We start from the raw sequence: 18,790 nt of genomic DNA, 5'->3' as shown, positions 1-18,790 counted from the left end.
CCCTCGGGAACGCGATTTACAACGATGTGATTATAGCGGTTTGGAGGCCCTTTCCCAAGCTCTCCGATAGGCGGAATCGCCATATTTCATATGGAATTATCGGGTTGGTGGAGGTCGTACTGTGACGGCATTCACAACTCCCTCGCCAAAGCGCTCGTCGAGGCGCCGCATGAGGTCGCCAACGGAGTACCGGAGGAACCGGACCGCCGTCGATGAGGCCGCCTCGACGATCAGGACCCCATCCTTTATCACCAGCGGATTCGACGCGCCGGCCCAGGGCGACCCAGCGATTTCATCCCAGTCTTGCATGAGCGACAGCGTCAGGTCTACCTGCTCGAGACCCATCGCACCAAGCGCCGACCTCAACAAAGCACCTATCGAGTGAAGATCGTTCACCGGATCCCCCGGTTAGCCACAGACCACCGATGGCCCTCCACAGGAACCTCCTCGGAACGAGCGGTCGTTATGAAGGTCTGTGCGGCCGGAAGTGCCCCTGCCAGAGCGCCGGCCCTGTCGCGATCGAGTTCGGAGAACACATCATCGAGAAGCAGGGCCGGTGGCTCCCCCACCGCCTCCGTAATGGCCTCGTGTGAGGCGAGTCGCATCGCCAACATGAGTGTTCGCTGCTCACCCTGGCTGGCCTTTGTCCGTGTATCCCGGCCGTTCAGGAGCACGATCGGCTCATCCCTATGAGGCCCAACGGTGGTGACCCTCCGCTCCCGGTCGACTCGATCGTGCTCGACGAGCGAGGCAATAAGCAATTCGGCCCGCTCGTCGGTTGTGATGTTGGTGGCCAGATCGCCACCCCAGCTTGAGGCATAGTGGAAGGACACATCGGCTTCTTCTCCTGCCAACCGCTCGTAGGTGGACCGCACCCATGGCTGAAGGGCTTCCACGGTCCGTGCTCTTCTTTCCATCACTTTCGCGCCCGCTTGTGACATTCTTTCGTTCCACACCGCCAGCGTGACCGGGTCGGCGTCACGGCCTTCTTGACGAAGGAGCGTGTTTCGCTGCCGGACCGAGCGGTCATATTCCTGTTGATCGAGATACGCTCCCGGCCACAACTGCACGGCTGTAGCGTCCAGGAAGTCCCTCCGATATGCCGGGCCGCGTTTGACGATGTCGAGATCGTCCGGCAGAAAAACCACGACACGCAGGTGCCCGAGCAGATCGCTCGATCGGGCCGGTCGCTGTCGATTTACCTGAACACGACGCCTGCCCTGCCGGGGAATCTCGACTTCGATCAAGGAGGACCCTTCGCTTCGCTCTACGTTGGCCCGGAGAACCGCTGCTTCAGCCTCGTCGTTCACCAGATCCACATCCGTCACATTGCGAAACGAGCGCAGCGCGCCGAGATAAGCGATCGCCTCCAGGACGTTCGTTTTGCCAGATGCGTTGTCGCCAACCAGGACGTTGATGCCCTTTTCCGGTTCGAGTCGAACGTGCAGGTACGAGCGAAACCCGGTCAGCTCGACCCAATCGATCCGCATTCAGATCCGAACGGGCATCAACAGATAGAGGAAGTCCCTGGCGTCCACGCCTCTAATCACACTGGGTTTGAGACCGTCGATGACCTGGATCTCGATGCGGTCGTCCTCGATGGCTGACACCCCATCGGCCAGATACCTCGGGTTGAAGGCGATCAGAATCTCATCCTCCGAACCGGAGAACTCTCCTGGCAGGTGTTCCGCCTCTCCGCCGACGTCCTGGCGGGTGACCGTCATTTCAACGCCGCCTTCCATCAGCTTGAGTCTGACCGGAATGTGATCCTCGGCTACCAGTGCTGCTCTGGACAGAGCTTCGAGCAAGGCCGACTTGAGGACTATCACCCGGTTGGGATACGACTCCGGGAGTAGTTGCTGATAGTTCGGAAAAGTCCCTTCAATCAGCCTCAACGAGAGGGTCCCTCGCTCGGACCCGAAGGCGGCCTCCCGGGTGCCGAGCGCCATTTTGACCTTTGCAGAACCCACGGTTTTGCTCAGTTCGCGGAGTCCCCTGGCGGGAATCAGAGCAGTAGTGGCCGGCGAAACGCCCGGCAGGTCGCGGACGGCCAATCGGTACGAGTCGGTTGCGACCAGCCGAGTGCCGGTCTCTGTCGCCTCCACCAGTATTCCGGTCAGGATGGGCCGCGCTGAATCCCCACTGGCCGCTGTTGATACCTGTGCCACTGAGGCGGCGAGGAGGTCACCGTCGAGGTTGACCGCCTCAGAGAAATCGGGGTCACCCAACTGCGGGTATTCGTCAACCGGGAGTTCGCGGAACTTGAACGCAGGGCCGGCTCCCAGGATCTCCACTTCTCCGTCCCCCGACCCGACCGTAACGGCTCCTTGGGGCATCTTTGAGATAGCTCCGTCGGCGAGTTTCGCAGGAATGACTACCGAACCCTCTTCGAGGACCTCCACCTCCGTCATCGTGCGCACCGTCATCTCGAGATCGGTGCCGGTTACTCGCAGCGTCTTTCCGGTGACTTCGCACAGCACGCCCTGAAGAATCGGTAATGCGGCTCGCGGGCCAACTGCTCGGGCTGCCCGAGAAAATACGTCGACAAGGTCGTCTCGTTCGGCTCGGATGCGCACGTATGTCTATCCCTTCTAAGTTCTAAATTAACGGTAGTAGTAGTAATAGGCCCTGTGGATTGTTGAGAACCACAGGAAAGGGCCAGTTCAGAGGACCTTTCCTGTCTCCACAGCGGTTGAGGACAACCAGGGAGATTCCCACAGGGCCCGTGGACGGGTGTTCGCAGCTTGCGTTTGTCGTCATGTTGTGCGCAGCTCCTGGGACAGCGCGGTGACCCGTTCGAAAACCGCATGATCGGTCTGCAGCAGGCCCTTCACCTTATCGACCGCGTGGAGCACCGTCGAGTGATCACGGTTGAAGAGATTGCCGATTTGAGGGAGCGAGAGGTCGGTGAGTTCGCGGCACAGATACATCGCCACCTGACGCGAGAGTACGAGCGGCTGCCGGCGGCTCTTCGCCCGGAGGTCGACTGCTGAGAAGCCGAAGGCCGCAGCCGCCCGGTCCATGATCTGGTCAGCGGTCAGGGGTCTGGGGGTGGAGGAGGGAACAAGATCCTGCAGCACATCCTGCGCCATCTCGAGGTTCACCAGCTGGCCGGTGAGGCCGGCGAACGCGGTGACCCGGGTCATTGCTCCTTCGAGTTCCCGGATGTTGTTCTCGACGCTCTCGGCAATGAACAACAGAACATCTTCCGGCACTGGTTGGCGAAGGGATTCGAGGTTCATGCGAAGAATGGCGAGACGAGTTTCGACGTCCGGCGGCTGGATGTCGGTAAGTAGTCCCCATTCGAACCGGCTGCGGAGGCGATCCTCGAGAGTGTCCAGGTGACGCGGATGTCGATCCGAGCTGAACATCATCTGCTTGCCAGATTCATACAGCGTGTTGAACGTGTGGAAGAACTCCTCGAGGATTTGTTCCTTTCCTTCGAAGAACTGCACATCGTCGAGCAAGAGAACGTCGGTGCTTCGAAAGCGAGCCTTGAACTCGTCCATCCGTTTGCTGCGGATGCCGTCGATGAACTCGTTGAAGAAGTTCTCGGAGGAAACGTAGCGGACAACCTGTAGCGGGTTGAGTTCCAGGGCGTGATGACCGACGGCCTGCAGTAGGTGCGTCTTGCCGAGGCCCGCCCCACCGTAGATGAAGAGGGGGTTGTAATGGGTCCCGGGTTGCTCGGCGATGGCCATCGCCGCCGCGTGGGCGAAACGGTTGGACTGACCAACCACGAAGTGTTCGAACGTATACCGGGGCAGCAAACGGCTACCCGGCCGGTTCGGTTTCCGATCAGCGGGCCGTGGGCGGGGAGGGGGTTCCGGTTCAGCGGCCTCGGGCTCCGGTTCCTCGTCGAACGGCAGCGTCATCGTTCCTGTTTCCAACTGAACCTCGATGTCCGGGCCAAAGACCGCCAAAGCCGCTCCCTCGATTGCGGCGAGGTGTTTTTCGGCAATCCATCTCCGGTGGAAATCGCTCGGCGCGACGAGGGTGAGCTCACGGTCAACGGGTTCTCTGAGATCCAGAGGCGCCAGCCAGGTTTGCCAGGTCACCGGAGATACCCGGTCCTGCAAACTCTTGCGGAACGACTTCCAATCGTCGGTTGTCGCTTGAACTTGCGTCAACGTCTTCCTCCAACCTTCCGTGCTAGATGTCCACAGGTATTTCCACACCATGTGGAGAGCGTTCCCCGACCTCCGGGTACTGACTTATTCCGTATTCGGGGCCGCGCACGACCTCGTTTTTTTGTACAGCACGTTGGGGAAGTGCCCGGTAGTTCAAAGCCCTGCCGGCGGGAGCGGAGTATATGGGTGACCCGTCCGGTGTCTCAAGACGGCGAAAACCGACCTTGTGGACTAATTGTGGGTTGCTTTGCCGCCGGAGTTTCGCCTGTTCAGTGCATCTTTCTCGGGTGTCGCTCGACGCCGCGCGGAGTCCGGATGTGGGCAATTCGGCCGGAAACGGGTTTTCGCGTGTTAGCCAAATTTCTCGCGGATCGAACGTGAGTACGGTCGCGATTTGCCTCACGGCCTTTGACAAAGGGGAGTCACCCTCCGTAACCTCGTGCCACCTCAGATTCGGAGACTTCCCCCATGAAACGCACCTTTCAACCTAACGTGCGCAAGCGCAACAAGAAGCATGGTTTTCGCGGCAAGATGCGAACCAGGGCTGGCCGCGCCATTATCAAGCGACGCCGGCAAAAAGGGCGGAAGCGAATCGCCGTCTGAGACGGTGTACCTCTCGCTGCGAGGTGCTTCCGACTTCCAAGCGGTATTTCGTCTTGGTACCCGATGTCGGCGCGGTGGGGTTCTAGTCGTTCGGGCGCCCGGGCCGGCCGGTCCACCTCGGGTGGGGTTCGTGGTCGGGCGTAAGGTAGGGGGCGCAGTACAACGGAATCGAGCGAAGCGCAGGCTTCGTGAAGCGGTTCGGAGGGTATCGCTCCAGGATGAGACAGACTATGTGATAGTCGCATCCGCGGCGGTCGTAGGAGTTCCCTTCGACCGGTTGATCAGATGGCTGGCGGATGCCATCGCCAGTGAGGAGACAGAGGCGTGACAGAAACGAGGGCCGGATTCGGCCCCGCAGGTGTGGCCCAGGCTTTCATCCGGGTCTACCAGAAGGCATTGTCCCCCGTCTTGGGGAAGAATTGCCGCTATCAGCCAACGTGTTCGCATTACACCTACGATGCGATTGGCCGATTCGGGCTAGTGCGCGGCGTATGGATGGGGATTCGTCGTATCGGGCGCTGCCATCCTTTCCGTGAAGGTGGCTTCGATCCAGTTCCTGAAAGAGAGGAGGCCAGCTGATGGGTGCCTTTTTCGACGGCATCAAGCAGGTGCTCGGATGGTTCCTCGCCCTGTTCTTCGACGTCGTCCCGAACTACGGGGTCGCCATCATCATGTTGACGATCTTGATCAACGTCGTGTTGTTCCCGTTGACGCTCAAGCAAACGCGATCTACCAGAGCTTTTCAAACCATCCAGCCGGAGATCAAGCGGCTTCAGGCCAAGCACAAGGACGATCCTCAGGCCCTCCAGGCCGAGATGATGAAGATCCAGAAAGAGGCAGGTGCGACACCGGGCGGATGCCTCATTCCCCTGCTGGTCCAGATGCCGATCTGGTTTGCCCTCTTTCGGGTCTTGAGGGACGCGGCCGGCGCCGACACTATCGCGGAATCGGGTATTCCAGTATCTTCCTCCTTGTTGGAACACCTCCTTGCCGGGGGCGGCAGGTTCCTTGGAATGGACCTTGGTTTTCACCCCTCGGATGTCTATTCGGCGGAAGGCCTCGTAGCGACCATTCCGTACCTCGTATTGATGGCCATCATGGTGGCGGTTCAGTTCGTCCAGCAGTGGCACGCGCAACCCCGGGATGGTCGTCCGCAGGACAAGCAGGCGCAGCAGATGCAGACCATCACGAAGTTCATGCCGTTGTTCATCGGTTTTATCTCGTGGAGCTTCCCTGCCGGCCTCACGTTGTACTGGGCGACATCGAACATTTTCCGCCTGGGTCAGCAAGCCATGATTTTCCAGATGGACGGCCGCCCCGCTCCCCCGCCGAAGGAAGAGCCGAAGCAGTCAGACTCAGATTCGGATGATCCCAAACCGGGTCCGGAGAAGCCGCAGGGATCGGCCAAGAAGAAGCAGCGCAGGAGGAGGAACTAGTGGAGTGGGTCGAAGTCAAAGGAAGAACCGTTCAGGTAGCCGTGGAAGCCGCTCTTTCCGAACTGGGATTGGAATCGGCCGAGTTCGCAGACGTCGAGGTCATCCAGCAGGCCGAGAAGGGTTTCCTGGGTATGGGCCGTGCTGATGCCATAGTCCGGGTCAAGGCAAAGCCGAAGAGACGCGCCAAGAGGCGACGCAAGCCACAAGGGAGCGACGGTCGTCAGCAATCATCCGGTCGGGACAAGCCGAGGCAATCACGACGGACCCAAGGGAGTGAGGGTGGTGGCCGTTCGGAACAGAACGCATCAAGACAACAACGGAGCGACAACAAGCCGAAGGCAGACGGTAGGCCACGGCGCCCTCAACGGCAGGAGGAAACCATGGATCGGAAGACCGCACCTTCGAATGAGCCTGAGTCGGATCTGCCGGAAGTGACGATGGACGAGCGCGTCGAAGTCGTGCAGTCCTTTCTCGAAGGCCTGGTCGGAGCTTTCGGTCTCGAAGGAGAAGTTAAGGCGCATGGAGAGGAAGGGATTGTGTTCGCGTCGATCGACGGTGCACAGACAGAGGCCCTGATCGGACAACGAGGATCCATCATGCAGTCCGTTCACGAGATCACCCGAACCGTTGCCCAGCGCAAGATCCGCGAAGGTACTCGACTGCGCCTCGACATAGCCGGCTACGCCGAACAGCGTCGCGAGGCACTGCAAATCTACGCCAAGCGCCTGGCGGAACAAGTTCTGGCAGAGGGCGGAGAAGTCATGCTCGAGTCGATGAACCCGAGCGATCGGAAAGTGATTCACGACGCAATCGCCGAGATCGATGGCGTGCGCTCGTTTTCCGAGGGCGAAGAACCGCATCGCAGCGTGGTCGTGTCGGCGGAGTAGCCGCGTGGGGCAACGGCCCTTTCGGCGCATTCAGTAGACGTTCAGTAAGAAGCCCCACCCCTGGCGGTGGGGCTTCTTGTATGTTCCACGTGGAACATGGCCGAACGAAAGCCAGGAGGTTCCACGTGTAACTATGCTGATGTCAATGGCACAGCAACAGAGTCACCTGGAGCGCGTGAGGAAATGGGTAGGGGTACCTCTCGGTAGGGATCAGACCCGTGTCCTTCACAGCTATGCCGACTGGCTGCTATCCGAAGCGCTTCCGTCCGGTGGAATCGGCCCTGACGAGGCGCCCCGCCTCTGGGACCGGCACATATGCGATTCCTTGGCATTCGCCAAGGCATGGTTCGACGAAGCGGCTCCCCGATCCGGCGTCGATGTAGGCAGCGGCGTAGGCCTGCCCGGCATTCCGCTGGCGATTCTCTGGCCAACGAGCCGTTGGACTCTGCTCGACCGATCCGGCCGGCGAGCGGACCTCCTCCGTAGGGCCGTTCGCGTGCTGGACCTGGCGAACGTGAGGGTGGTTCAGGGAACGTACGAGGACCACAGTGGCGCATATGAGGCGGTAGTGGCGAGAGGAGTGAACACGCCGGCCGTACTTGCGGAGCGAATCGCCCATCTACTAACCCCTCGGGGCCGGGCCGTCGTAGGCCTGACCCGGCAGGCTAGGGACGTTTGTACGGCGATCCCGGATGGACGGGTGGTCTCTATTCCACCAAAGGTCCTTGACGGCGGAGGAAAGATCCTTATCATTGGTCCTCGTGACCGCTGACAACCCCCCACTCATCGTTGCAATTGCCAACCAGAAGGGCGGGGTAGGCAAGTCGACCACCGCCGTGAACCTCGCGGCTGCGCTTGCATACCAGGGTCAGCGAGTCCTTCTCGCGGACCTCGACCCCCAAGGTAACGCGACCTCCGGCCTCGGAATTGACCGCTCGATGATCGATGCGTCCATGTACGACCTGCTAATAGGCGAGTCTACGTTAGTTGACGTTATTGAGCCTACGAGCGTTCGGGACCTTCATGTCATTCCCGCCACAATCGACCTGGCCGGCGCGGAGATCGAACTCGTTTCAATGTTCTCGCGCGAGCTGAAACTGAAGATGGCACTCAAAGACGTGGCCGGCATGTACGACTTCGTCCTGATCGACTGCCCTCCCTCCCTTGGCCTCTTGACCATCAACGGGCTCGCAGCCGCAGACGAAGTGTTCATTCCGATCCAAAGTGAATACTACGCTCTTGAAGGGTTGAGCCAACTCGTCCGCAATGTCGATTTGGTGAAGGGAAGCCTCAACCCGGAGCTCGAGATAGGTGGTGTCGTTCTCACCATGTACGACGCCCGTACGAAGCTGTCTGCGGACGTAGCTGCACAGGTGAGAGATCATTTCGGCGACAAGGCCTACAGAACGATCATTCCTCGCTCGGTTCGCCTGTCTGAAGCACCATCGTACGGAGAACCAATAGAGTCGTTTGACCCGATGAGCAGGGGGGCGATTGCCTACCGCGAGTTGGGCCGTGAGTTCATTCAGCGACACAAGAGCGAGTAGGGGAGGAACGATGCCGGCACGCCGTAGTGGTCTCGGGAGGGGCCTCGAAGCACTGATCCCCCAGCACGACTCCATTGAGCAGGGATATGCGGTACTTCCGATCGACCACATCGAACCCAATCCCCAACAACCGCGGGTGTCGTTCGATGAAGCTACTTTAGAGGAGTTGACTGCCTCTATCGTCGAGGTTGGAGTCCTCCAGCCGATCGTTGTCCGATCGATCGAGGAGAACCGGTATGAGTTGATCGCAGGAGAACGGCGGTGGCGGGCGGCCAGACGTGCGGGCCTCAATGAGATTCCTGCAATGGTCAGGACGACGGATAATCAGGGCACGCTCACCGAAGCACTCATCGAGAACGTTCAACGCGAAGACCTGGGCGCACTCGAAGAAGCTGCTGCGTATCGCCAACTACACGAGGATTTCGAGCTCACCCACGAAGACATCGGAAAACGAGTGGGGAAGAGCCGCGCCACCGTGACCAATGCCTTGCGCCTGCTGCAGCTACCTGCCGTGATCCAGGGCATGGTCGAGCGAAGAGAGCTCAGTGCCGGCGCGGCGCGAGCGCTCCTCAACGTCGAAGACGTTGCCTTTGCCGAACACATCGCAAGGCGCGCTGTCGACGAAGGGTGGTCGGTCCGCCAGGTCGAGGACGCAGTGCGCGTCCGTGCAAACGACAGGAATCAGCCACCCAAGCAGACGGTCACCCAGATTCGTCCCGTTGCCATCATCGAGCTGGAACACAGGCTTTCGGAACACCTGGGCACGCCGGTGAAGATCCAGTATCGAGGGGACAAGGGGAAAGTCACGATCAACTTTTCGTCACTTGACGAATTAGAACGAATCTATCGGGACTTCTATTCCTGATCGCCGGCGTCGACAAAGAAGCCGTTGATACCGGCGACCAATCCTTTCGCGTGTTCCGGTCCCAGCGTCGGGTGCGCAACGATCACTGCCGGCGATCTGGTGTGCTTGAGGATGGGAGCGGCCCGTCCGCCGATCGGTAGGTCGAGGCGAGACGCGATTGAGGCGGCAAGCAGCGCCCCAGCATCGCTGCGGCTCATCGCGGAAGCGAAGAAGTAGACCCCGGGTTTGTCCGCCTGGGGGAGCCGCAACGAGACGATCAGATCTGCCCCCATACGATTTGCCCGGCGAGCCCGAATCGACTCAGTCGAGTAAACGTCGACACCGCGCGAGAAGAGCGGTCGTCCTCCCAACACCTGGAAGATCTTAGCTGCGGCAGAAGCCATTGCCCAGGCGGCCGCCGCCTCCACGTCATCTCTACAAGAGGGGTCGAAGCAGGCCCGGCTCCCGACCAATGAGCGAGGGAGATTACGCATCCATTCTCGTTCCCGTACGGCCTCGCGTCCCGTCTTGCGGCTGGCTTTGCTCACGGACTGCAGCTCTGCGATCACTTCGGGGCCGGCAGTTCCGTCTACCGGCATGCCGCGATTGGTCTGGAAATCGATCATCGCTCGTGCAGTATCGGGTCCGAAGATGCCATCGACCTTTCCTGCGTCGAAACCCAGTGCGTTGAGGCGTCGTTGCAGTTCTTCAACGTCATCTCCGCGCAGCATCGGCCGACGGTGATAGAGGATCCGATCGCCGAGACGAAAACCCGCCTCGTACAGGGAACGCCAGGTGTCCGAGCCTACGATGCCGTCCGGGTCCAACCCACGAATCTGTTGGAAAGAAATGACAGCAGCGGCGGTGCCGTCGAGAAACTCTCCGCGGGGGTCGGGTGAACAATCGAAGCCCAACGACGAGAGCCGACCCTGAATGTCTCGGATCGGCTCGCCGGAATCTCCGACTCGGTACAGTCGCATGGCCCATAACGTACTACGTATCCCGTCCCCCGTGGGCGGCGTGCACCATCCGTTGTTGGTCTTGCGGTGGCGGGGCCGAGCGGACTCTCGTTATCCGATGAACTCGGCGAGTTCCTTCAGCATCTGATGCTTGGGTCGCGCTCCTACGATCGTCTTGGCCTTCTGGCCGTTCCTGAACACGATCATGGTCGGAATGCTCATGACCCCGTAGTCTGCGGCGCTTTGCGGGTTGTCGTCGATGTTCAGCTTGGCCAGGACGAGTTTGTCGGGGTATTCACCCGCAATTTCGTCCAGGATCGGCTCGACCATCTTGCATGGTCCGCACCACTCTGCCCAGAAATCGACGATTACCGCCTTGTCTCCAGAAATCGCATCCTGAAATGTGGCGTCGTTGATAGTGATCTTGTTACTCATGGGTTCCTCCTGAAGGATCTTCAGCGCCCCGCCGGTCGGGGAGTCAGCTTTGGTCGGCGAGCCAGCGTTCGGCGTCGATGGCTGCCTGGCAGCCGGTACCGGCCGCGGTGATTGCTTGCCGGTAGATGTGATCGGCCACGTCGCCGGCGGCGTAGACCCCCTCAACGGAGGTAGCTGTTGAACCATCGCCTCGCAGCTCGATATAGCCCGCCTCGTCCAACGCCAGTTGGCCCTTGAAGATCCCCGTGTTGGGCTCGTGACCGATGGCTACGAAGTACCCATCGGTTTGCATGTCGGTCACTTCACCCGATTCGACGTTCTTGATCCGGACGCCCGTAACCCCGTCGTCGCCCAAGACCTCGACGATTGTTGTGTTCCAGAGCACCTCGATCTTCTCGTGCTCGAGGACGCGTCTGGCCATGATGGCCGAAGCGCGGAACTCGTCCCGGCGGTGGATTACCGTCACCTTGGATGCGAACTTGGTCAGGAACAGCGCCTCCTCCATGGCGGAGTCACCGCCACCCACGACGACCAGTTCTTTGTCACGGAAGAAGAAACCGTCACAGGTGGCGCAGGCTGATACGCCGCGCCCCCGGAGTTTCTCTTCCCCCGGAATGCCGAGCCAACGGGCGGACGCCCCGGTGGCGATGATGATTGATTCGGCCTCGTATTCATCCGCGTCCACCCAGACCCTGAAGGGCCGGGTCGAGAGATCGACCTTCGTAACGTCGACAGTGTGGATCCGGGGAGCAAATCGTTCGGCTTGCTTGCGCACGCGTTCCATCAGCTCGGGACCCATGATCCCATCCGGAAAACCGGGGAAGTTCTCAACGCCGGTGGTGATCATCAGCTGGCCGCCTGCCTGGCTGCCCTCAAAGACGAGCGGATCGAGATCGCCACGACCTGCATACAACGCTGCTGTGAGTCCGGCGGGGCCGGACCCGATGATTATGACTCTTTCGGGCATGTCTAGTTTTCCTCAGGTTCCCTTGTTCTCTTCCACCACATGAACGCACCGCCGGCCAGGAATAATCCCCCGACCACGGCGAAAGCACCGGCAGCGGAGAGCGGGACGGCGAGGGCACGGATGATTGAGATGAATAGATAGACAACCGCAATGAGGCCCAGAGTGGCTGCCACGAGTCCGAGGGCGGCAATCTTGAGCACACGGCTGATGCGGTCGACCGTCATCTCCCGCACCTTCGTTGTGGTGTTCTCGAGAAAATCGGCGAACTTGATAGCGAATTCGTCCATGGACCAGAGGTTAGCGGCCGAGCACGCGGCAGGGACCAGGCTAAGGCGTTGAGACGAACTCGCCGAGAACCGAGCAGTCCTGGAGGGACAATGCCAGGGCCACCCTCTCGGCGGCGGTGGTGTAAACAACTACGAAGGCGGGTTCGCCTTCGAACACGACCTCGGCGGCAAGCTCCAACTGGGGTTGGTCCGGGAGCTGCTCCGGGCAGGATGTCTTGACCATCTCGGACACGACGGCAAACTGCTCCAGGATCTCTTTAGTGACGGCCAGGTCTGCCAGGTCCTCTAGGTCGGCCCCGGTCAGTTCAACGACTTCTGCCGGAGCCCCGGCCGCAGTCGTGGTGGCGGTATCGGGTGCCGTTCCATCGCCGCCGGCGCCCTCAGCCGAATACTGGAGAGCATCGTCGGAGGTTCCCGGCGCATCCGCCTGGGACAGCATTTCCTCAGCGACGGGCGAAGGAGCCTCAGCATCTCCTATCTGACTGCGAGCCGAAGAGAGTTCGGCTGAGGTTGCATAGTCGTCGTCCGCCGTGTCGTTTCCGGTGAGCTGGCCGAGCATGGCAACTGAAGCCAGGCCGACGACTGCAAATCCGGCGGCGACGGCGGCGATACGAGGGGCATATCTAGAGAACCATCCGACCGGTCGGGCCGGGAGGGCCTCGGCGAGCGAGCGGTGCAGGGCGCCACGTTCTATGTCGGTCATTGAAACGGCCGGAGCAGCTCGGAGGACCTCGAGTACGGCGAGCTGGGCTTCGTGCTCAGCAGCACACTCAGAGCAACTCCCGACCGCGCGTTCTGCCTCAACGGCCTCCTCCCGGGAAGCCGTGCCGTCCGCAAAGGCGGCGATGAGGTCGAAGTTGTGCTCATGCATCTTGATCGTTCCTTGGACGTCGCGGACCGTCGTCTTGGTTCCGCAAGATGTCGGCGAGGAGCCTCCGACCGCGAAAGATCCTGGATTTGGCCGTCCCGGTCGGTATGTCGAGAACCTCGGCGATCTCGGCAATCGATCGATCCTCCAGGTCGGAGAGAATGACCGCGACTCGAAACTCGTCGGGGATCCGTGCCAGGGCCTTTGTGAGGTCGGGGCGAAGCTCCGCCGATGTGAAGCCGTCTGCTCCTCTCGCGTCAACCGGCTCGAGGTGCTCCGGCAGCGGATCTGCCCTGCGCCGCTTCTCCTTGCGCAGCAGGTCGTAGCAGGTGTTGACGGCGACCCGGTAGAGCCAGGTGGAGAAAGCAGCCTGCCCGGTGAAACGATCGGCTTTCCGGTACAGGGTCAGAAAGGTCTCCTGCGTAGCGTCGAGTGCCGCCTCGCGGTTGGTCATCACCCGCAGACAGACCGAGAAGACGCGGTCCTCATGGGCTCGGACGAGCGCGTCGAACGCCGACCTGTCGCCACCGACGAACCGGTGTACCAGGGCGAGGTCTTCGCCGGAGCGTGCCGTCATGGCAGGAAGCGTACTTCGGAGATGCCCCCGACATACCCGCCTTCCGGATCGGCGGGCAGGTCGGTGATCCACACGAGCCAGAATCCATCTGCCCTGCCCGGGAGTTGGATTGATCCGCGTCCGTCTCGAATCGAACCGCCGGCAACGGGCTCCCAATCGTCGATCGTATCACCGAACGTTCGAGCCCAGAGAAGCCGGTACGACATCCCGTCCGTCGAGCCGAGAAGCTCGACTCCCGTCGGTGTTCCGTCCACCTCCAGGGCGAAGCCGAGCCCGCGTTTGACCAGAGGGAGGGGATCGTTGTAGCGCTCGGTGGTCCACGAGGTCGAGGTGGTTCCGTCCGTGAGGTTCGGTATCTCCAGGTTGTGCTCCGCGCCGTCCCCCTCGGGGTCGAAGATGCGGACATCGACGACGGACACGCTCGATGAGGGAGTCCCGGCCTGCTCGGTCGTTGTAGTGGTTGTTGATGTCTCGGAAATGGTGCCTCTGGGCGAGATTGGAAACATGAGCGGATCCTGTGATCCCGTGTTGAGCGAACGTCCGACCAGGAAGAGGATGATCGCGGTGCCGAGCATGGCGACGGCGGGCAGGATCCACCTCCAGGAGACGGTTCGTTCGGGCGTTGCTCCCGGCAGGGTTGAACTTGGAGCGGCGCGCAAGAGTTCGGCCAGGCCTGCCGCATCGAGGCCTCCGGCCCTTGCTCTGCTGAGGATCCGGTCGACACCGGGTGACAGGCCGTCAACCATTTGCGATGGAGCGATGTCATGCGAAGCGGAGCCGGTGACCGCCGTGGTGAGGGTGGTGGCGAGGTCCCGAACGTCCTTGCTGGCGCTTGCGCCTTCCGCGTGCCGCCCGAAGCCGGCGAGTTTGGCGGGATGGGCCAGCGAGAAGAAGATCGACTTCTCGTCTATCGATCCGTGCAGAATCCCACGCTCGTGGAGTGCTGCGAGTGCCTCTGCCAGTCCGGCGGCGTTGGGAAGGAACTCATGCACCGGCATCGTGTCGCCTGCTTCCCTTCGGTGTTCAAGCGTTATCCCTCCCGCCCACTCAGAAACCGAATAGGCACCATCGGGGAGACGATCCGCCGCGAAGACGGAGGCGAGGTGGGTGTGGTTTGCGCTGGAAGCACCACGGACTGCCTCAAAGAACTCCGCTTGGCGTTCCTCGCTCGTTTCCGGGCCGAGAATTCGGATCAGCACCGGCCGATCGAGGGCGGTATCGGTTGCGAGCCATTCCTCGATGTCACGATCGCGACCGAGGCGGACTTCGAACTGATATCGCTCTGGTAGGCGTGGGGGCACTGGTACCTCTGTGTCGACGCTAACTGGTTGGAAGGGTGACGTTGGGCATCAACCGGTGAGGTAGGCGATCCCGACCGTGCCGGGCCCGGTGTGGGTTCCGACGACGGCTCCGAGCAGGGTGACGATGAGACGGGAGTTCAGATGCGGTTCGATCCGGGCGGTGATCGACTCGATGTCTGGTGCTGCACCGTGGAAGAGAGCGGCGGCCCGGATCCGCGGACCAAGTGCCGCCACTCGCTCCTCGAGCGCAGCAATTGCTTTGGTCCGCGTCCTGACCCGTCCGAACGGGGAGACGACCCCATCTTCCAACGTGATCAACGGCTTGATGTTGAGGAGACTCCCGAAGAAGGCCTGCGTGTTTCCGATCCTCCCGCCCCGTTTGAGGTATTCGAGAGTGTCGAGTGCAGCGATTACTTTGGTGGACCGTGCGGCCCCGGCAGCACGGGTGGCGACGTCGTCGAAGCCGGCTCCTTCGGCCGCGTACCCGGCCGCCTCGAGAACGGGCAAGCCGAGTCCCATACCGACGCTCCGGGAGTCCATCACCTTGATGCGGATGTCCCCCGACAGGCGCTCCGCGGCGATGACCGCCGATTGGTAGGTGGCGCTCAGATGCGAGGAAATCGTGATCACGACGATGCCGGACGCCCCCTCGTTCGCCATCGTCCGATACCGCTCTTCGAACAGACCGGCACTCGGCGCCGCCGTTTCCGGTAGTTGGTCGGCAGTCACCAGCCGGTCCCAGAATCCGGCCGCCGTGAGAGTGCTCCGATCGACGAACTCCTCATCTCCAAAGCGGATCGTGAGCGGAACAACGTCCACACCGTATTGCTCGGCGACCTGCGCTGGAAGATCCGACGAGGAATCTGTGATGATCCGGATCATGGTTCCGACCGTCCGTCGCGACTCCAGATAACCAGTCCTGCTGCCACGCGGGTGAAGCCCTCCGACTCGTAGAGCCGGCCGGCCGGTTCGTTCTCCGGCTGTGTGTTGAGCAACATCGTGCGACAGCCGTGCTGCCGTGCCCAACCGAGCGAGGCGCGGACGAGTGCCCTGCCGTACCCCTGTCTGGCATGGTCCGGATCGACTGCGACGCGCTGGAGATAGCCGGTGGCCGCCCCGGCCCCGACGATCGCAAACCCCACCGTGTTCCCTGTGTCGCCGCGCACGGTCAAGAACACCGATGTCGGCGTTGCGTTCAATGCTTCCTTCAATCCTGTCGCCCCTAATCGCCACAGCGGTTCGAACGCGGCGCGATCGATCTCGATGGCATGGTCCCACTCTCCCTCTTCGCCCGCCAGCACCGGGACGGTTGGGGGCGTTGCCCCGGCGAGAAGTTCACGCTGGAACATGTCCAGCACGAGGTGCGGTCGAAACCCGGCTTCCTCCCAGATCGCGGTGCTCCCGGACGCCAGGGGAGGGGAGAGCACGGCGCCGCCTCCAACCGGGACGGCGGCGGCGGCGGACTCCAGGAACTCGGCACTTCCCCGGATCAGCCGGAGGTGCGCGTCGGGACTCTCGTCGTTCCAGGGTCGGGCGGTAGCAAGTGCCCATCCCCGCCGCAGCGCGATCGGCCCCGGCCAGGTGCCGCGAAGTTTCAAGCGGCCCGTCACGAAATCGTCTGTCCGGGCAGATAGCTGTTTTGCACATAACCAGAGTAGATGCTGGGGCGACGGGCGCAGCATGTGGCAAAGTAGGCACCATGCGAGTCTTGGCCGTTGGACATCCTTCCTTCCTGTTGCACGAGCAACGCGCCTGGCACCCCGAGCGACCCGATCGGCTGATTGCTGCCAGAGCCGGGCTCGAACTCGCTCCGGTCGACATAGTCGACGGAGAAGCCGGTCCCGTGGATTTCAACTTGCTTCAGACTCTGCATACGGCTGAATACGTGAGTGCAATCGAAGGGTTCTGCTCCGCCGGCGGGGGCGACCTCGATTCTGATACATACGCGGTAGCGGCGTCCTGGGAGGCGGCGCTCCGGGCGGCGGGAGCCGGGCCGCTGGCGGTGGACCGTCTGGAGGAGGGAGTAGCAGACCTCGCCTTCTGCCTGGTTCGACCCCCCGGTCACCATGCACTCGCCAACCGGGCGATGGGGTTTTGCATATTCAACAACATCGCATTGGCTGCCCGCTATCTCACGGATCGAGGGCAAAGGGTCGCCATCGTCGATTGGGATGTGCATCACGGAAACGGAACGCAGGACCTGTTCATCTCCGACGGACGGATCCTGTATCTGTCGATCCACCAGTTCCCGTACTACCCGGGCGGCGGCTGGCTGGACGAACTCGGCTACGGGCCCGGCGCCGGGAGGACCATCAACATCCCGGTCCCCGGCGGAACGACAGGAGACGTCTACCGCGAAGCCTTCCGCCGTATCGTGCTGCCGGTTACACGGCAGTTCAAGCCTGATTGGGTGCTCGTCAGCTCCGGGTACGACGCACACCTGAACGATCCGCTGGCCGACGTGAAGCTGATCGAGGCCGACTACGCGTACATGGCCAACTCCCTCGTCGACCTCGTTCCTTCCGGTCGGACCATCGTGTTCCTCGAGGGCGGCTATAACCTGGATGCGATTCGCGACTCGGTGGCGGCTACGTTCGCCGGCTTCGCCGGGGTCATCGATCCGAACGCTTCATCCCACGGCGAGTCCGAACCCGCCGCCTGGCGATCTCTCGAGTTGGCGGAAAGAGCGGTCGGGGAGTTCTGGGAAGTTCGTTAAGTCTGCCCGCTCTGGTGCCGATACCCACCTTCGGACCATAACGGGAGACATTGATGGCCGTTGCCCTGGATGATTTGCTGAAGAAAGTGATCGAAGTAGAAGCCTCCGACCTGCATTTGAAGGTCGGTTCTCCTCCCGTAATGCGAATCGACGGCGAGTTGCATCCCACCAGCCTCGATTCGCTGACGCCAACGGACACAGAAGCGTACGCCCAGACGATCTTCACTCAGCGAGCGGCCAAGGAGTTCCGCGAGACGAGCGAAGCGGATTTCGCCTACGGGAAACAGGAACTCGGCCGGTTCCGGGTGAACGTCTACCGGCAGCGTGGCTCAGTCAGCCTCGTGCTGCGCAGGGTGCTTCCGACCACACAAAACTTCGAGGAACTCGGACTTCCGAAGATACTCGAGAAGCTGTCGATGGAACAGCGGGGCCTAGTGCTGGTTACCGGGCCGACCGGATCAGGAAAGACAACGACGCTGTCTTCGATGGTCGATTACATCAACGAGGTACGCAGGGTCAACATCGTCACGATCGAGGACCCAATCGAGGTCTTGCATCGTGACCGGAACTCGATCATTTCCCAGCGCGAAATCGGGATGGACACTGAGGACTTCACCCAGGCGCTCCGCCGGGTTCTCCGCCAGGATCCAGACGTGATCCTGATCGGTGAGATCCGCGATGCGGAGACGGTCCGGGCGGCACTCCAGGCGGCGGAGACCGGCCACCTGGTTCTTTCGTCGCTCCACACGATCGACGCCACCGAGACGGTCAATCGGATCGTGGACTTCTTCCCCCCCTATCAGCAGAAGCAAATCCGCATCCTCCTGGCGTCGACCCTCAAGGGTGTCGTGAGCCAGCGATTGCTGGAGAAGTTGGACGGTCAGGGTCGAGTTCCATCTGTCGAGGTGCTCACGATGAACGGTCGGGTCTACGATCGGATCGTCGACGAGTCCACGACAGGTGAGATCGTCGAAGTGATCGCGGAGAGCGAGTTCTACGGCATGCAGACCTTCGACCAATCGATCCTCAATCTCTATCAAAAGGGCCTGATCTCGTTCCAGATCGCAGTTGCGAATGCTTCGAACCCCCACGATTTCCGGGTCAAGGCCGAACAGATGGGACTCGTAACAGTCTGATAGCTCGAAAGCTCAAGGCCACGGGTGGAGAGGGCCGAAAGGTGGGACCGTTCAATGAACGGTCCCACCTTTGTTGTGAAATGGGTTGCAGGTTCTG

The 18,790-nt window shown here is 61.4% G+C and carries 23 protein-coding genes; 10 read left to right on the top strand and 13 right to left on the bottom strand.

What is annotated here, in order from left to right:
* Nucleotides 1-96 precede the first annotated feature (96 nt).
* The 4 genes from P1T08_11400 to dnaA form a co-directional block, all read right to left on the bottom strand.
* On the bottom strand, nucleotides 97-396 hold the full coding sequence (locus P1T08_11400) for a DUF721 domain-containing protein (protein ID MDF1596677.1): 300 nt from the start codon (nucleotides 394-396) through the stop codon (nucleotides 97-99).
* Complete coding sequence (gene recF / locus P1T08_11395; GenBank protein MDF1596676.1) at nucleotides 393-1,490, bottom strand: DNA replication/repair protein RecF; 1,098 nt, start codon at nucleotides 1,488-1,490, stop codon at nucleotides 393-395. Before recF ends, P1T08_11400 begins: the two co-directional genes overlap by 4 nt.
* Entirely contained in the window at nucleotides 1,491-2,576 is a 1,086-nt protein-coding gene (gene dnaN, locus P1T08_11390) for a DNA polymerase III subunit beta (GenBank protein ID MDF1596675.1), read from the bottom strand. It lies immediately after the preceding gene.
* Between the two features lie 180 nt (nucleotides 2,577-2,756).
* Entirely contained in the window at nucleotides 2,757-4,130 is a 1,374-nt protein-coding gene (gene dnaA, locus P1T08_11385) for a chromosomal replication initiator protein DnaA (protein ID MDF1596674.1), read from the bottom strand.
* Nucleotides 4,131-4,598: 468 nt separating this feature from the next.
* Here dnaA and rpmH point away from each other — a divergent pair, with 468 nt between their 5' ends.
* The 8 genes from rpmH (at nucleotide 4,599) to P1T08_11345 (ending at nucleotide 9,468) form a co-directional block, all read left to right on the top strand.
* On the top strand, nucleotides 4,599-4,733 hold the full coding sequence (gene rpmH / locus P1T08_11380; GenBank protein ID MDF1596673.1) for a 50S ribosomal protein L34: 135 nt from the start codon (nucleotides 4,599-4,601) through the stop codon (nucleotides 4,731-4,733).
* 4 nt (nucleotides 4,734-4,737) lie between these two features.
* A complete protein-coding gene (gene rnpA / locus P1T08_11375) occupies nucleotides 4,738-5,061 on the top strand; it encodes a ribonuclease P protein component (protein MDF1596672.1) in 324 nt (107 codons plus the stop codon).
* A gap of 32 nt (nucleotides 5,062-5,093) precedes the next feature.
* Nucleotides 5,094-5,312 carry a membrane protein insertion efficiency factor YidD gene (yidD, locus tag P1T08_11370; GenBank protein ID MDF1596671.1) on the top strand — a complete coding sequence of 73 codons (219 nt, stop codon included), beginning with the start codon at nucleotides 5,094-5,096 and terminating at the stop codon, nucleotides 5,310-5,312.
* Nucleotides 5,312-6,169 (top strand): YidC/Oxa1 family membrane protein insertase, encoded by an 858-nt coding sequence (locus tag P1T08_11365; GenBank protein ID MDF1596670.1) that lies wholly within the window; start codon nucleotides 5,312-5,314, stop codon nucleotides 6,167-6,169. Before yidD ends, P1T08_11365 begins: the two co-directional genes overlap by 1 nt.
* The gene (locus P1T08_11360) at nucleotides 6,169-7,056 is read left to right on the top strand and encodes a Jag N-terminal domain-containing protein (GenBank protein ID MDF1596669.1); all 888 of its coding nucleotides are present in this window, start codon (nucleotides 6,169-6,171) and stop codon (nucleotides 7,054-7,056) included. Before P1T08_11365 ends, P1T08_11360 begins: the two co-directional genes overlap by 1 nt.
* 145 nt (nucleotides 7,057-7,201) lie before the next feature.
* Nucleotides 7,202-7,828, top strand: coding sequence for a class I SAM-dependent methyltransferase (locus P1T08_11355; protein ID MDF1596668.1), 627 nt, complete (start codon nucleotides 7,202-7,204; stop codon nucleotides 7,826-7,828).
* Nucleotides 7,818-8,603, top strand: a complete 786-nt coding sequence (locus tag P1T08_11350) for an AAA family ATPase (protein MDF1596667.1) — start codon at nucleotides 7,818-7,820, stop codon at nucleotides 8,601-8,603. Before P1T08_11355 ends, P1T08_11350 begins: the two co-directional genes overlap by 11 nt.
* A 10-nt stretch (nucleotides 8,604-8,613) precedes the next feature.
* On the top strand, nucleotides 8,614-9,468 hold the full coding sequence (locus P1T08_11345; GenBank protein ID MDF1596666.1) for a ParB/RepB/Spo0J family partition protein: 855 nt from the start codon (nucleotides 8,614-8,616) through the stop codon (nucleotides 9,466-9,468).
* Here P1T08_11345 and P1T08_11340 read toward each other — a convergent pair.
* The 9 genes from P1T08_11340 to P1T08_11300 form a co-directional block, all read right to left on the bottom strand.
* A complete protein-coding gene (locus tag P1T08_11340) occupies nucleotides 9,459-10,427 on the bottom strand; it encodes a peptidoglycan-binding protein (protein ID MDF1596665.1) in 969 nt (322 codons plus the stop codon). The genes P1T08_11345 and P1T08_11340 overlap by 10 nt on opposite strands.
* Before the next feature lie 90 nt (nucleotides 10,428-10,517).
* The gene (gene trxA, locus P1T08_11335; protein MDF1596664.1) at nucleotides 10,518-10,841 is read right to left on the bottom strand and encodes a thioredoxin; all 324 of its coding nucleotides are present in this window, start codon (nucleotides 10,839-10,841) and stop codon (nucleotides 10,518-10,520) included.
* Between the two features lie 43 nt (nucleotides 10,842-10,884).
* Complete coding sequence (gene trxB, locus P1T08_11330; protein ID MDF1596663.1) at nucleotides 10,885-11,808, bottom strand: thioredoxin-disulfide reductase; 924 nt, start codon at nucleotides 11,806-11,808, stop codon at nucleotides 10,885-10,887.
* 2 nt (nucleotides 11,809-11,810) lie between these two features.
* Nucleotides 11,811-12,095, bottom strand: coding sequence for a phage holin family protein (locus tag P1T08_11325; protein MDF1596662.1), 285 nt, complete (start codon nucleotides 12,093-12,095; stop codon nucleotides 11,811-11,813).
* A 40-nt stretch (nucleotides 12,096-12,135) separates the two neighbouring features.
* The gene (locus P1T08_11320) at nucleotides 12,136-12,966 is read right to left on the bottom strand and encodes a hypothetical protein (protein MDF1596661.1); all 831 of its coding nucleotides are present in this window, start codon (nucleotides 12,964-12,966) and stop codon (nucleotides 12,136-12,138) included.
* Nucleotides 12,959-13,540: a sigma-70 family RNA polymerase sigma factor gene (locus P1T08_11315; GenBank protein MDF1596660.1), complete on the bottom strand. Its 582-nt coding sequence runs from the start codon at nucleotides 13,538-13,540 to the stop codon at nucleotides 12,959-12,961. The genes P1T08_11320 and P1T08_11315 overlap by 8 nt, the downstream gene beginning before the upstream one ends.
* Complete coding sequence (locus P1T08_11310) at nucleotides 13,537-14,841, bottom strand: hypothetical protein (protein MDF1596659.1); 1,305 nt, start codon at nucleotides 14,839-14,841, stop codon at nucleotides 13,537-13,539. Before P1T08_11310 ends, P1T08_11315 begins: the two co-directional genes overlap by 4 nt.
* Before the next feature lie 48 nt (nucleotides 14,842-14,889).
* Complete coding sequence (locus P1T08_11305; GenBank protein ID MDF1596658.1) at nucleotides 14,890-15,723, bottom strand: DegV family protein; 834 nt, start codon at nucleotides 15,721-15,723, stop codon at nucleotides 14,890-14,892.
* Complete coding sequence (locus P1T08_11300) at nucleotides 15,720-16,451, bottom strand: GNAT family N-acetyltransferase (protein MDF1596657.1); 732 nt, start codon at nucleotides 16,449-16,451, stop codon at nucleotides 15,720-15,722. The genes P1T08_11305 and P1T08_11300 overlap by 4 nt, the downstream gene beginning before the upstream one ends.
* 89 nt (nucleotides 16,452-16,540) lie before the next feature.
* Between P1T08_11300 and P1T08_11295 the strand changes: the two genes are divergently transcribed.
* Complete coding sequence (locus tag P1T08_11295) at nucleotides 16,541-17,557, top strand: histone deacetylase (GenBank protein MDF1596656.1); 1,017 nt, start codon at nucleotides 16,541-16,543, stop codon at nucleotides 17,555-17,557.
* A gap of 53 nt (nucleotides 17,558-17,610) precedes the next feature.
* A complete protein-coding gene (locus P1T08_11290; GenBank protein MDF1596655.1) occupies nucleotides 17,611-18,693 on the top strand; it encodes a PilT/PilU family type 4a pilus ATPase in 1,083 nt (360 codons plus the stop codon).
* Nucleotides 18,694-18,790: the final 97 nt, after the last annotated feature.

The sequence above is a fragment of the Acidimicrobiia bacterium genome, assembly GCA_029210695.1.
Lineage (GTDB): Bacteria > Actinomycetota > Acidimicrobiia > Spongiisociales > JAHEDJ01 > JAHEDJ01.
This window is presented reverse-complemented; position numbering and strand designations above follow the sequence as displayed.

Bases quoted from the DNA above. Each gene is read 5' to 3' on its own strand.
- trxB (MDF1596663.1), bottom strand. From the start codon at position 11,808: ATGCCCGAAAGAGTCATAATCATCGGGTCCGGCCCCGCCGGACTCACA.
- trxA (MDF1596664.1), bottom strand. From the start codon at position 10,841: ATGAGTAACAAGATCACTATCAACGACGCCACATTTCAGGATGCGATT.
- P1T08_11345 (MDF1596666.1), top strand. From the start codon at position 8,614: ATGCCGGCACGCCGTAGTGGTCTCGGGAGGGGCCTCGAAGCACTGATC.
- P1T08_11295 (MDF1596656.1), top strand. From the start codon at position 16,541: ATGCGAGTCTTGGCCGTTGGACATCCTTCCTTCCTGTTGCACGAGCAA.
- P1T08_11340 (MDF1596665.1), bottom strand. From the start codon at position 10,427: ATGCGACTGTACCGAGTCGGAGATTCCGGCGAGCCGATCCGAGACATT.
- P1T08_11290 (MDF1596655.1), top strand. From the start codon at position 17,611: ATGGCCGTTGCCCTGGATGATTTGCTGAAGAAAGTGATCGAAGTAGAA.
- P1T08_11315 (MDF1596660.1), bottom strand. From the start codon at position 13,540: ATGACGGCACGCTCCGGCGAAGACCTCGCCCTGGTACACCGGTTCGTC.
- recF (MDF1596676.1), bottom strand. From the start codon at position 1,490: ATGCGGATCGATTGGGTCGAGCTGACCGGGTTTCGCTCGTACCTGCAC.
- P1T08_11325 (MDF1596662.1), bottom strand. From the start codon at position 12,095: ATGGACGAATTCGCTATCAAGTTCGCCGATTTTCTCGAGAACACCACA.
- P1T08_11305 (MDF1596658.1), bottom strand. From the start codon at position 15,723: ATGATCCGGATCATCACAGATTCCTCGTCGGATCTTCCAGCGCAGGTC.
- P1T08_11355 (MDF1596668.1), top strand. From the start codon at position 7,202: ATGGCACAGCAACAGAGTCACCTGGAGCGCGTGAGGAAATGGGTAGGG.
- P1T08_11320 (MDF1596661.1), bottom strand. From the start codon at position 12,966: ATGCATGAGCACAACTTCGACCTCATCGCCGCCTTTGCGGACGGCACG.
- P1T08_11365 (MDF1596670.1), top strand. From the start codon at position 5,312: ATGGGTGCCTTTTTCGACGGCATCAAGCAGGTGCTCGGATGGTTCCTC.
- rpmH (MDF1596673.1), top strand. From the start codon at position 4,599: ATGAAACGCACCTTTCAACCTAACGTGCGCAAGCGCAACAAGAAGCAT.